This window comes from Gemmatimonadales bacterium (genome assembly GCA_036265815.1).
Taxonomy (GTDB): domain Bacteria; phylum Gemmatimonadota; class Gemmatimonadetes; order Gemmatimonadales; family GWC2-71-9; genus CAVVWJ01.
This window is the reverse complement of sequence record DATAOI010000046.1, coordinates 1-12619: the sequence shown is the minus strand read 5'-3', so window position 1 is coordinate 12619 and position 12619 is coordinate 1. Positions and strand designations below refer to the sequence as shown.

The following is a 12619-nucleotide window of genomic DNA, read 5'->3' as shown; positions in this document are numbered from 1 at the left end:
TGTGCCTGCCCGCGGAAGGCGGCGCCAGGGGCGCCCGGCGGGCGAATTGGCCCGCATTCTGCAGAATGTGGCGGTTACCGCCTTCCCCTGGGCGATTCCGGCAACCTTTTCCACTGTGGTAGCCGATCATGCAATCACCTCTGGTCGTCGAAGAGCTGCGCGAGCAACTCCACCGTGTTCTGGACTGGTACCAGCAGGGGCTTCCCCGCTTCCGCTGGGGCACCGTCATTCACCGCCGCAACGAGCGCGGCAAACTGCGATTCGGTGCCGTGACTCCCAGTGGTGAGAGCTTGCTCCTGAGTGAGCCTATGCTCACCGAGCTGGCGACGCTCCCCTGCTGGCTGGATGGTGCGGTCCGGGTCCGGCTGGAGACCCGCCGGATGTCGGAGCCCAACCCCTGGATCGAAGGGCTTACCCGCCCGGACCGGGCCGTGCTGGTCGAGGCGCTGGCGGTCTACTTCGATCCCGATACCTCCCCGGAGGAGATCCTGGCCTTCCAGGCGATGGCCGGCGTCCTGACGCCAGCGGGAATTCCGTCGGAGCTCTTTCTGCTCACCAAGGTGCGGCCGGCCACCTGGCCCGTGTAACGAGCCAGCCTCCGTGGCAGTGTGCCACGGAGGCTGGCAGCGCTTCTCGCAACCTCACTTCAAGAACAACAGATCCCGGTAGACCGGTAGCGGCCACAGGTCGGCCGCGACGAGGGTCTCCAGCGTATCGCCGCTCTCCCGGAGACGCGCCATTGCCGGCTTGAGCTCGCCGTTGATCTGGGCCGCGTGGCGGGCCCCATCGCTCTCGTGATGGGCCGCCAGCCGCTCGACCTCCGCCGTGCGCGCCCGGAACTCGCTCACCAGATCGACCAGCTCGCGGAGCGCCTGGACCGAATCGGCGTCATTGACGCCCGCTCCCTTGGTCGCGGCCACCGCGTCCGCCACCCGCCGCTGGTGCGCCAGCGCCGCGGGCAGGATCTGCGACTTGGCGATGGTCACCATCGTTTCCGCCTCGATTCCCAGCTGCTTCACGTACTTCTCGATGGCGACGTGGATCCGGGAGTCGTACTCCGGCTTGGTGAGCACACCATACTTGCGGAACAGGTCGCCGTTCTTCCGGGCGCGCAGGACCTGGAAGGCGGCCACCGAGTCCTTGAGGTTGGGCAGGCCACGGGTGGCCGCTTCCGCGTGCCACTCCTCGGAGTAGTTGTCGCCATCGAAGATGACCCGCTTGTGCTGCTTGATCAGCTTCTTGAGCACCGAGAGGACTGCCGCCTGCAGCCGGACCGGCGTGGGCCGGCCACCGACCGCGCGCTCCAGCTCGCCGGCCACGTAGTCGAGCGACTCCGCCACGATGGTGTTGAGCACCGTGTTGGGCCACGCGATGCTGGCGCTCGATCCTACCGCGCGAAACTCGAACTTGTTGCCGGTGAAGGCGAACGGCGAGGTGCGATTGCGGTCGCCCGAGTGGCGCGGCAGCTGAGGCAGCGTGGTGGCCCCGAGATCCAGGGTCCCTCCACGAATGGTCCGCTTGGGCAGACCGCGCTCCACCTGCTCCAGGATGTCGGTCAACATCTTCCCCAGGAAGATGGAGATGATCGCCGGAGGCGCCTCGTTGGCCCCGAGCCGGTGGTCGTTGGCGGCCGAGGCTATGGACGCACGCAGCAGATCCGCATGCAGGTCCACCGCCCGGATGGTGGCCACCAGGAACACCAGGAACTGCATGTTGGTGTGGGTCTCGTCCTGGGGATCCAGCAGGTTGACTCCGGTGTTGGTGGACATCGACCAGTTGTTGTGCTTGCCGGACCCGTTCACTCCGGCGAACGGCTTCTCGTGCAGCAACGCCTGGAGGCCGTAGCGCGGCGCCACCCGCTTGAGCGTCTCCATGATCAGCATCTGGTGGTCGCTCGCGATGTGGCTGGGCTCGAACAGCGGCGCGATCTCGTACTGACCCGGGGCCACTTCGTTGTGCCGGGTCTTGACCGGTACGCCGAGGCGGTAGAGCTCGTTCTCCGCTTCCGCCATGAACGCCAGGACCCGGCGCGGGATGGTGCCGAAGTAGTGGTCCTCCAGCTGCTGTCCCTTGGGCGGCTTGGCACCGAAGAGGGTACGCTCGGAGATCAGCAGATCAGGACGCTTGAAGTAGAGGTCCCGGTCAACCAGGAAATACTCCTGCTCCGCGCCCACCGTGGTGTAGACCCGGGAAACGCCCTCATCGGTGCCGAAGATCTTGAGGATCCGAACGGCCTGGCGAGAGAGCGCTTCGACCGAGCGGAGCAGCGGGATCTTGGTGTCGAGCGCCTCGCCGGTCCAGGAGACGAACGCGGTCGGAATGCAGAGGGTGACGTTGTTGTCGCCCCGCATGAGAAACGCGGGACTGGTGGCGTCCCAGGCGGTGTAGCCGCGGGCCTCGAAGGTGGCCCGGATGCCGCCGGAGGGGAAGCTGGAGGCGTCCGGCTCGCCCTGCACCAGCTCGGAGCCGGAGAAGTTGAACACCACGCCCCCGTTCCCGTCCGGCGCGGCCAGCGAATCGTGCTTCTCGGCGGTGAGGCCGGTGAGCGGCTGAAACCAATGGGTGTAGTGACTGGCGCCGTTCTCGATGGCCCAATCCTTCATGCAGGCGGCGACGACATCAGCGACGGCGGGGTCGAGCGGCTCGCCCTTTTGGATGGTGCGGAGCAGGCTGCGGTAGACCTCTTTAGGAAGTCGCTGGCGCATTACGGCGGGGGAGAAAATGTCGGCGCCGAAGATGGTGTCGACCCGCTCGGGCGGGTTGGGTGCCCCGAGAAGGGTGCGTGCAGGAGTGGTCACGTGAGCGTGGGCCTCGAATGGGGGTGGATGGGAAAAGGCGGAAGATAATGGGGAAGGTGGGGCAAGGTGAGGCAGGGTGAGGTGAGGCTGCGTGCGGAGGGTAGAGAGCGTTCAACTTTTTCCCTTGCCCCACTCTGCCTCACCTTGCCCCACTCTGCCTCACCTTGCCCCACCCTGCCTCACCCTGCCCCACCTTGCCCCACCCTGCCTACCCTATCTCCACCTCCACCTCCCCCAGCTCCGAGTAGACCGGATTCGAGAGATAGCGTTCCCCGAAGTCGCAGGTGATGGAGACGATCAGCTTCCCGGCGTTCTCCGCCCGTCCCGCCACCTGCAGTGCGGCCCAGGTGATCGAGCCGGTGGAGATCCCGGCGAAGATCGCCTCCTCGCGGGCCAGCCGGCGGGTGGTGGCGATCGCGTCGTCGTTGCCGACCCGGATCACCTCGTCGTAGATCCTGGTGTCGAGGTTGCCTGGGATGAACCCCACGCCGATTCCCTGCTGCTTGTGGGACGACGGCTGTCCGCCGGACAGAACCGGGCTCTCCGCCGGTTCCACCGCCACGATGTGAATGCCCGGATGCTTCTCCCGCAGGTAGCGTCCCGCGCCGGTGATGGTGCCGCCGGTCCCCACCCCGGAGACGAAGACGTCGATCTTCCCCTCGGTGTCGGTCCAGATCTCCGGGCCGGTGGTGGCGTAGTGGACGGCCGGGTTGGCCGGGTTGTCGAACTGGCGCGGCATCCACCCGCGATCTCCCAGTTGGTCCAGGATCTCTTCTGCCCGCGCGATCGCCCCCTTCATGCTCTTGGGCCCTTCGGTGAGCACGACCTTGGCGCCCAGCGCGCGGAGCATGTGCCGGCACTCCAGCGTCATCGTCTCCGGCATGGTGAAGATGCAGCGATAGCCCCGGACGGCCGCGACGTAGGCCAGCCCGATGCCGGTGTTGCCGCTGGTGGCCTCCACGATGATCATGCCGGGCCGGAGACGCCCTTTCTCGACCGCGTCGTTGATCATCGCGGCGCCGATCCGGTCCTTCACCGAGTTGAACGGATTGTAGCCCTCGTGCTTCAGCACGATCCGCCCCGGCAGACCGGCGCCCAACCGGTTCAGCCTGATGAGCGGCGTGTTCCCGACGGTCTCGACCACATCCTGGTAGATCCTGCCGTGGGGCATGACGGCCTCGGCGGGCGAATGGCAGCGAACGGAGGAGACGCTGCCGGCAACTATAACACGCGGCCGGAGGAGGTGAGAACCCGCGCGCAGTCGCGCGCGACCTGGGCCAGCTCCTTTGCCCGCCAGGTGCCGCGGTCGTTGAGTACCTGCACCAGCGGCTCCGGCATGGCAGCCACACCGAGCCGCGCGCCGCTTACCGCGCCAGCCATGGCGGCCATGGTATCGGTGTCCCCGCCGACCCGGATGGCGGTGCAGACGGTGGTCCAGTAGTCGTCCGGGGAGCGGAGGAAGGCGTAGAGACTCCACAGCACGCTGGGGACGACGAACGCCGAGATCCCCATCCAGGCACCCGTATGGGCCGGGTCGAGGCCGGCGCGGTGCAGATGCTGTGCGGCGGCATCGGGTGCGAGGCTGGCCCACTCGTGCAGCCCGCGGATGGCATCCGCCATGGAGGCATCCTCCGGCGCGGTCCAGTCGGCCAGCCGCTCGAGGAATTCCTCGCGGACGATCGGGCCAGACTCGCTGGCCAGCGCAACCGCCCCCGCCACGGCTGCTGCCCCTGCCGCCGACCTGGGATCGAGGTGGGTGATCCGGCTCTGCTCCCGGACCGCCCGCTGCATCTCGTCGGGCTTGCCGGGAAAGAGCAGGCCGAGCGGACCCGCGCGCATGGCGCTCCCGTTTCCGGCATAGGGCGCGGGCGTGCCCGATTCCGTCCAGGGAACCCCGTGGAGGAGCCGGCCGGCTGCCGCCCGAGTGCCCGGGCCCGCGCCGATATCCAGTCCGTCACGGAAGAGGTCCGACAGACGGATTGCGAACGCAGCCGGGCTCCAGCCGGCACTCTCGGCAAAGCTCCTCAGGAGCTCGCGGGCGAGCTGGGTGTCGTCGGTGTACTGGCCAAAGCCGAAGCCTCTGGGCGTCCGCTCGCCGGCACGGCCCGCCAGGAGGCACCCGCGGACGTATTCCTCGGCCACCTCGGGCGGCTCCGCCTCCACCACGAAGCCGAGCGCGTCACCCAGTGCCTGGCCGACGATGCAGCCGACCAGCGCGTCAGAGGGGCTCGACATCCCGCCCGCAGAACCGGCAGATCCTGGCGCGCGTCAGGATCCGCTCGGCGCAGTAGGGACACTCACGCTCTTCGCGTAGGGCAGCCTGCGGCGCGGCTGCGCGGGAGCGGCGGTCGTCCAACGCCACGATCTGGCTCTGCACGTCCCGGCGAAACTCCAGCGGCGCGGGAATCCGGGGGATGCTTTCCCGGGTACCGCCGGTGCCGATAACGACCAATGTGCCATAGCCGAACAGCCGGCCGGTGAGGTCCTGCTCCACCTCGATCGCCTCGATCTTGCTCAGCAGGGTCTCCAGCGACCGGCGGTGCAGCAGCCCGAACCGCGCCACGATGCGCTTATCGGTGATAGCGAACTCGGAGCTCAGGTAGCGGAGCGTCGGGCCGATCGCGCCGAGCAGCGCCAGTCCAACCACGCCCGCGCCGACGTACCAGTAGTGGCGCTGGGTGACCTGGAGGGCGACGCCGAGCGCCACGCCGGCCAGCCCGAGGAGGAGGGGCCCTCCGAACACGATCCAGTGGGGCCGGGCGCGCCGGACGATCTGCTCGTCGGCCAGAAGCTGCGCGTCGAGTGAGGCCATGGGTGCTCACGATCCGTCGGGAAAGCAGCAGAAGCCGGGCGGGGCCCGGTCAAATGAGGTATATTATCAGCTCTCGCCACATTCTCTCCCCGCCTGGTGGCTCAGGTAGAAGGCCGTTATGGCTCCAGGCTCCGCCTCGCCCAGGTCAAGCAGCGAGACCACTCGACGTTTCGACCTGGTCGTGATGGCCGCATCCGCCGGCGGTGTGGATGCGCTCGGCACCATTCTTAGCGGGCTGCCCGCATGGTTTCCGGTGCCCGTGGCCGTGGTCCAGCACCGCTCGACCCACCTCCCCAACATGCTCGCGCACGTCCTCGGCCGCTATACCACACTGTGCGTGAAGACGGCGGAAGCCGGGGAGGCTCCGCAACCCGGAACCATTTACCTGGCGCCGCCCGACCGACACCTCTCGATCACCCCCGACGGCACGTTCGGCCTGGCCGACGACGGCACCCTTATTCACCACACCCACTCCGCCGCGGACCCACTCTTCCTCACCGCCGCCGAGGTCCATCGCGACCGGGTCATCGCGGTCGTTCTGACCGGCGGCGGCGATGACGGTGCGGAGGGGGCCCGCTCGGTCGGCCTCGCGGGTGGGGTGGTGCTGGCGCAGGACGAGGCCACCTCTCAGGTCTTCTCGATGCCCAGAGCGACGATCGCGACCAGCCACGCCGACGCGGTGCTCCCGCTGGAAGCGATCGGGCCCGCGCTGATCCGGCTGGTCCAGACCGGGAGCCTTGGCCCGAGCTCCAGCGACTAGCCTGCCCTGTCCCGTACACCGGGCCACCAGTTCCAGCGTCCCGCCATGTTCATGATTGCCGGCACCAGAAGCATCCGGATCAGGGTGGCGTCCAGGAACACCGCCACCGCCAGCCCGAAGCCCAGGAACTGCAGCAGGAGCACGTTGGCGAACGCGAAGTAGCCGAACACGATCACCATGATCAGCGCAGCGGAGGTGATGGTTGACGCAATCGCGCTGAGGCCGTCGGTGGTGGCCCGGGTGGGATCGCCGGTGCGGATGAACTCCTCGCGTATCCGGCTCAGCAGGAAGACCTCGTAGTCCATGCTGAGCCCGAACACGGCGGCGAACACGGTCACCGGGACGACTACGAAGATGGCCGCCGTGGGGCCGCTCAGTCCCAGGTACCGGGACCCGAATCCATCCTGAAACACCAGCACGATCATGCCGAAGGTAGCCGCGACGGACAGGGTGTTCAGCACGATCGCCTTGATCGGGATCAGCACCGAGCGGAAGACCAGCCCCAACATGACGGCGGTCGAGCCCAGGATCAGCGCGATCAGGATGGGGAAGCGGCGCAACAGCTCCTGCTGGAAGTCCACGTTGGAAGCGGCGTAGCCACCGACCGAGATGCGCGCGCCCGCCAGCCCTCGCGCGCCAGCGTTGCCCAGCCTCCGAATGTGGCGCACAACGTCCATCACCGACGTGAGCGATGTGGTGTCCGACACGACGACGTCGACCAGTGCCGTGGCGGCATCCTGGCTGAGGTAGGCATCGAGGAAGTCCGGATACTCCTGCCGTGCGGCCTTCAGATCGCTGTAGAGCAGCGAATAGGCCAGGAGAGACGTCCCGGGCTTGAGATCGACGATGCTCTTCACGGTGCTGATGCGGGGATCGGACTTGAGCGAGTCGGAGAGGACCCGAAGCCCCCGGAGCGCCCGTGCCGAGCCGAATCGTTGTCCCTGCGGCAGCTCGACCACCACGTGGATCGGCTGGATCACCCCGGCCAGCCCCATCCGCTCCAGCATCATGGCCCCTTGCCCCGCCTCGGTTCCGGCCGGCCACCAGTCGCGGGCGGGCAGGCCGATCCGGATGTGGAGCACGGGGTAAACCAGCAGCGCCAGGAGCACCAGCCCGGCGGCGAGCGAGGCCGCGGGCCGCCGGCCGATCGTGCGGGCCCACCATTCCCAGCCGCGTCGGCCATGGTACCAGGCGAGGCGCCGCGCGAGCCAGCGGGGCCAGTCGATCCGCGAGCCGGCGAGCGCCAGCATCGCGGGCAGCAGCGTGGTGGTCAGCAGCATCATCACCAGCACGGCGACGATCCCGGCGCACCCCACGGTCCGAGTCTCCAGCAGCGGGGTCGGCAACAGCGCGACGAAGCCCAGAATGACCGTGGCTCCCGAGACCGCGACGGCCCGGCCAGCGGTCCGCACCGTCCGGCCCACGGCCGCCGTCGGAGTCAGCCCGGTAGCCAGCTCCTCCCGGAACCGGGTCACCACCAGCAGCGAATAATCGATACCCACTCCGAGGCCGATCATGGTCACGATGGTCAAGGCCACCACCGAGAGCTCGAACACATTGGCGAGCAGCCCGATCACCGCCAGCGCGACCAGTACGCCCAGCACGCCGATGCCGAGCGGCAGCATGGCCGCCGCCACCGCACCGAAGGCGAGGACGAGGATGGTCAACGTCAGCGGGAGCACGCGTAGCTCACCCCGCCGACTGTCGTCCGCGATCAGGCGGCGCTCATCCAGGTCGAGCGGCGAGCGGCCGGTGACTAGCACCCGATAGCCGGAGCCTCCCGGCAGCCGGGTCAGCGTCCGGCGCAGGACGTCGCGGACCGGATCCACCAGCGGACCGAGGCGCTCGGGCGGCAGTTGAAACGCGATGAGGAAGAGAGCGGTCCGCTGGTCGCGGCTCTGGAAGGTGGAATCCTCCGCCGAGCGGCGCGACAGCGTGCCCCGGACGTAGGGCTGCCGACCGAGCGCGGCGAGCAGTGAGTCGCGCACCAGCCGGGGACCGGACCGATCGAAAGGCCCGGGTGCGGTCACCGTCACCGCGAAGAGCTCGGCCACCGGCCGGGGGAATCGGACCGCCACGAGCGAGTCAGCCCACTGCGACTCACTGGGCAGCTTGCTACCGCCCCGGCCGGCCAGCAGCCTAGGGGTGTGGGGCGCGCGGAAGCCAGCCGCCACGCCGATCACGATCCAGGCGGCGATCACAATCCAGCAGAGGCGGGTGGAACGACTCGTGCGCCCTCCTGCAACACCGGGACCGGCCGCGGCTCGACGGTACGCCGCTGCCATCGGCAATCAAGTCGTGAACAGGAGCGGGAGGAAGTCCGGCACTGCGCCTCGCGGCACCGGGACGGTTCAGGGATGCTTCAACTGAGAGAAGTGCATCACGTCCAACCGAGCCCGCTGCAGAACGTTCGAACGGCCTCGGGCCTTCGGGTCGTCGGTGCCGATCCAGGTGACAAGGTTGATGTACCGTAGCTTTTCGTCGCCCGATGCGACTCGGTAGACCGCGGTCAACGTCGGTGTGGCATAGTGCTGGAACAGAGGTCGCCACTGCACGATGTTGGGTGAGCCGAGCACCAGGATCTCTCGATCACCGCTCTTGAAGCCGCCGGAATGGTCGGCCAGATAGATGCTCGTCGCGAGCCCGATATTGGTGCCCTCGACCTCATTGATCACGGTATAGCCGGATGTCACCAGCAGGATATCGCCCGGCCGTAGATCCGGTACTTCCACTGACAACACAGGGTCTGACCGGAATCTGGGCCACCCTATGGGGAGAGCTCGGGCGCTATCCTCCTTGAACGAGGCGGAAAGGACCTCGAGGCGGAAGACGGCCGGCTTGTTCTGCGGAGCGGGAGGGGGAGAGCCGGCGGGAGAACGGCCGCATGCTGCCAGCAGCAGGAGTGTGATCCAGCCAAGCAGAGAATGTCGAGGAGGCATACTCGTCTGGCGAACTCGCCTGTGCGTGGCGCAGGGCTCGCCACGGCTGACGGGACGGCCAGGGCGATGGTGCGGCCAAGGGTTTAGTACGACGTGACGGGAGAATAAACGGACAGGGCGGGATTCGAACCCACGATACCCTTACGGGTATACCGGTTTTCGAGACCAACACCGCGAAAGCACAGCTTTCGCGCAGAGCGCAAGTGCCTCCGAATCCCATCCAGGCCTGTCGACAGGCGAAAGGAAATTCGGCTGCGACTTTCGCGCAATCCTAACCCAAGCCTAACCTCAACCGCGATCCCTGGTGAATACTACGGCCCCTTTACCAGCCGCTCGAAGCGCGGGCTGCCCCGGAGCGGGGCGAAGTTGGGATCGATCCGGAGCCAGCCGGGCGAGAGGTAGTAGGGGATCTTGAGCAGCGGCTCCAGTTGGTCGAGGGCCTTCTCGGGCTCGCCGACGAGGATGTAGATGCGGGCGAGCTGAAGCTGGATGTAGGGTCCCACAAAAGCATCGCGGCTGATTGGGGACAGCGCCACGCCGCGCTGGCCTTCCCGGATCGCCGCGGCCTTGTTTCCTAGGTAGGCGAGCGCGAGACCGAGGAAGGCGAGTCGCTGAGTGTCGAATGTCGAGGTGGTGGTCGAGGAACCCTGGGACGAGTCGTCAAGCTGCTGCTCGTAGGCTAGACGGGCCGAATCAGCGTACACGCGCTCCTTGGCCGTGTCGTCCTGGACGGCATAGGTCTGGGCGAGCATGATCCCCCAGCTCGCGCGATTGTCGTCGAACGCGCTGGGCCTTAGCCGCAGCAGCAGCCGCTGCTGGGCCTCGTCCAGCACCCAGACGAGGTCCAGGTAGCTCGCCACGGACGCGACCAGCGCCGTGGGATCCACCTCCTTGGGGGCTGCATTAATGATGGCCTGGGCCTGGGCGAGGTCGCCCTGCGCCAGCGCCGCTATCGCCCGATCCTCGCGCACTATAAGGTCCGCCGGGAGGAGCTGGAGCGTGTGATCGAGAACCCGCTCGGCCTCGGGATATTGGCGGAGACAAACCAACAGTAGCCCGAGCTGGTGGACGGTAATGCTTGAGCGGGGATTGAGCCGGACCGCCTGTTCCAGGTGTGAGCGTGCCGCCTCCCATCGCTGGAGCGCGTGTTCGTCGAACCCCACGGCCCAGAGAATGTCGGCGTTACCCGGTGCCAGGGCGAGTGCCGTGCTGTCCTCGGCGTAGGCACGGGGCTTATCCGCGACTACGTAACCGTAGTACGCGCCAAGGGCCTGGTGGCCCTCGGAGCGCGTAGGGGCGAGCGTCAGTGCGCGCTCGGCGGCGCGGCGGGCCGCATCACCGGTGGCCGGGATGGCCGAGAGACTGGAATACAGATATGCCTCTGCCCGGCTGAGCTGCGCCCACGCCTCGACAAAGGTCGAATCAAGCGCCAGCGCCTGCTCGTAGGCCGCAATCGCCTGGCGGAGACTCTTCGGGTCGAGCGTGGTCATCCCCTGCGTGGCGGCCTCGCCCCGCAGGAAGGCGTCGTAGGCAGGGAGGCTCTGCGTCGGCCGCGTGGCGAGTTGGTGCTTGGCGCTGTCACCGAGCGCGACATTGAGCGCCTGTGCCACCTGGCCAGCGATCTCCGCCTGCACCTGAAACACGTCGGTCAGCGCCGCATCGAATCCCTGTTGCCACCTCGTTGTCGGAGCCGCGCCGGGGGTGACCCGGACCAACTCGGGACTGACCCTGACCTGACTGGTGCCATCAGGATGCTTTTCCCAACGGACGGTGGCGGTTAGCAGGTACTCGGCCCCCAGTTCGTGGGCGATCTGCTGCGGGGGCTTGCTCGTGTGCCGGTACCCGTTCGAGCTGGTCCGGGCGATGACCGCGACGCCACCGAGCTGCGACAGCTTGCCCCGGACCTCATCGCCCACGCCGTCAGCGAAGTAAGCCTGCGACGAGTCGCCCAGGTTCTCGAACGGGAGCACCGCCAGCACCTTGGCATCGCCGGTTTCCTCCGGGCGCGGGTGACTCCGCCGCCAGGCGAACAACACGCCAAGCCCGATGACGAACCCGAGGCCTAGTGCCGCCGCGACCACCGGCATCCTTCGCCGGTACGTCCCATCCGGGGCCACCGAGCGGCGTCTCCCTGCCCACGCAACGGAAGCCGGCGGCACAGTCGGGATTGCCGCCGGTGAGGCGACGCCCGCTTGCAGCGCCCGAGCGAACTCGGCCGCCGTGACGAATCGGTCGGCCGGAGCCTTGGCCAAGACTCGCTGCAGGGCCTCATCTACCCCGGCTGGAACGGTTTCCCGAAGTCTGCGTGCCGACGGCACGGGGTCCATCAGGCGCTTGGCGATGACGGCCTGGGCCGAGGGGCCGGTATACGGGGCCTCCCCGGTGAGCATCTCGTAGAGCACGCATCCCACGCTGTAGAGGTCGGAGCGGCCATCGAGGCTCCGGTCCGCCATCGACTGCTCTGGGCTCATATAGGCCGGCGTGCCCACCGCGCTGCCGGTCTCGGTCAGCTGCGCCCCGCCGGCGCTCACGAGCGCGCGAGCCACGCCAAAATCGGCCACCAGCGCGTGGCCCTCGGTCAGGAGAATATTTTCGGGCTTGATGTCTCGGTGGACGATCCCGTGCCGGTGGGCATAGCCCAACGCGTCGGCCACTTCCAGGGTGATCTGGAGGGCGTCCGCCAGCGGCAGCTGTCGCTCGCGGCGGAGCCGGTCCCGCAGCGATTCGCCTTCCACGTAGGGCATGGTATACCAGACCTGCCCGGCCGACTCCCCGGAATCGTGTACGGTGAGGATGTGGGGGTGCTGGAGCCGGGCGACGGTCTCGATCTCGCGCTGGAAGCGCTCGGGACCGAGCGTCAAGGCCAGTTCCGGGTGCAGGACTTTGAGCGCAACCGGCCGCTTGTGGCGGAGGTCCTGCGCGAGGTAGACCGTGGCCATCCCACCGCGCCCAAGCTCACGCTCGATGCGGTAGCGGTCAGCCAACCCGCTCTGGAGCTGCTCGCGGAGGTCTGCCATTCACGGCCTGCTATGGAGGGTGCGCCGCCAAGCATATCGCTTGGTCCAAGCGATGGGTAGCGACGAGCAGCGGTGGGAAACGATAGCGACGTGAGAAACGGGCACCAGCAACGGACAGGGAGGGATTCGAACCCTCGAAGGGGTTGCCCCCTTACCGGTTTTCGAGACCGGCTCCTTCAGCCACTCGGACACCTGTCCTGATGCGATTCGGCTGTGTTCCGGCGGGAAGTCTACATCGTCGCCGTCGACTTTTGCAGCAGCGGCCTCCCGCAGCGCCAAGTCTGGCGGCGAAC

Annotated in this window: 9 protein-coding genes and 1 tRNA gene; 2 read left to right on the top strand and 8 right to left on the bottom strand. The window is 67.8% G+C overall.

Annotated elements, in window-relative coordinates:
- Positions 1-128: 128 nt before the first annotated feature.
- A complete protein-coding gene (locus VHR41_09565; protein ID HEX3234434.1) occupies positions 129-587 on the top strand; it encodes a hypothetical protein in 459 nt (152 codons plus the stop codon).
- A gap of 54 nt (positions 588-641) precedes the next feature.
- Here the strand turns inward: VHR41_09565 and VHR41_09560 are convergent, their stop codons facing one another.
- The 4 genes from VHR41_09560 to VHR41_09545 all read right to left on the bottom strand — a co-directional run bounded on the left by VHR41_09560 (position 642) and on the right by VHR41_09545 (position 5610).
- Complete coding sequence (locus tag VHR41_09560; GenBank protein ID HEX3234433.1) at positions 642-2798, bottom strand: glutamine synthetase III; 2157 nt, start codon at positions 2796-2798, stop codon at positions 642-644.
- A 208-nt stretch (positions 2799-3006) separates the two neighbouring features.
- Positions 3007-3969 (bottom strand): cysteine synthase A, encoded by a 963-nt coding sequence (gene cysK, locus VHR41_09555; GenBank protein HEX3234432.1) that lies wholly within the window; start codon positions 3967-3969, stop codon positions 3007-3009.
- A gap of 50 nt (positions 3970-4019) precedes the next feature.
- Entirely contained in the window at positions 4020-5033 is a 1014-nt protein-coding gene (locus VHR41_09550; protein HEX3234431.1) for an ADP-ribosylglycohydrolase family protein, read from the bottom strand.
- Positions 5017-5610 carry a PH domain-containing protein gene (locus VHR41_09545; protein ID HEX3234430.1) on the bottom strand — a complete coding sequence of 198 codons (594 nt, stop codon included), beginning with the start codon at positions 5608-5610 and terminating at the stop codon, positions 5017-5019. Before VHR41_09545 ends, VHR41_09550 begins: the two co-directional genes overlap by 17 nt.
- 184 nt (positions 5611-5794) lie before the next feature.
- Between VHR41_09545 and VHR41_09540 the strand changes: the two genes are divergently transcribed.
- Positions 5795-6370, top strand: a complete 576-nt coding sequence (locus VHR41_09540; protein ID HEX3234429.1) for a chemotaxis protein CheB — start codon at positions 5795-5797, stop codon at positions 6368-6370.
- Here the strand turns inward: VHR41_09540 and VHR41_09535 are convergent.
- The 4 genes from VHR41_09535 to VHR41_09520 form a co-directional block, all read right to left on the bottom strand.
- A complete protein-coding gene (locus VHR41_09535; GenBank protein HEX3234428.1) occupies positions 6367-8571 on the bottom strand; it encodes an MMPL family transporter in 2205 nt (734 codons plus the stop codon). The two genes, VHR41_09540 and VHR41_09535, sit on opposite strands and share 4 nt — an antisense overlap.
- Positions 8572-8721: 150 nt before the next feature.
- On the bottom strand, positions 8722-9102 hold the full coding sequence (locus VHR41_09530; protein HEX3234427.1) for a hypothetical protein: 381 nt from the start codon (positions 9100-9102) through the stop codon (positions 8722-8724).
- Between the two features lie 518 nt (positions 9103-9620).
- Positions 9621-12326, bottom strand: a complete 2706-nt coding sequence (locus VHR41_09525) for a protein kinase (GenBank protein HEX3234426.1) — start codon at positions 12324-12326, stop codon at positions 9621-9623.
- A gap of 111 nt (positions 12327-12437) precedes the next feature.
- Positions 12438-12524: transfer RNA gene (locus tag VHR41_09520), tRNA-Ser, on the bottom strand.
- Positions 12525-12619 lie beyond the last annotated feature (95 nt).

What these genes read in the sequence shown, in the direction of transcription:
- VHR41_09565 (HEX3234434.1), top strand. Translation starts at nt 129, where the DNA reads ATGCAATCACCTCTGGTCGTCGAAGAGCTGCGCGAGCAACTCCACCGT.
- cysK (HEX3234432.1), bottom strand. Translation starts at nt 3,969, where the DNA reads ATGCCCCACGGCAGGATCTACCAGGATGTGGTCGAGACCGTCGGGAAC.
- VHR41_09550 (HEX3234431.1), bottom strand. Translation starts at nt 5,033, where the DNA reads ATGTCGAGCCCCTCTGACGCGCTGGTCGGCTGCATCGTCGGCCAGGCA.
- VHR41_09545 (HEX3234430.1), bottom strand. Translation starts at nt 5,610, where the DNA reads ATGGCCTCACTCGACGCGCAGCTTCTGGCCGACGAGCAGATCGTCCGG.
- VHR41_09540 (HEX3234429.1), top strand. Translation starts at nt 5,795, where the DNA reads ATGGCCGCATCCGCCGGCGGTGTGGATGCGCTCGGCACCATTCTTAGC.
- VHR41_09525 (HEX3234426.1), bottom strand. Translation starts at nt 12,326, where the DNA reads ATGGCAGACCTCCGCGAGCAGCTCCAGAGCGGGTTGGCTGACCGCTAC.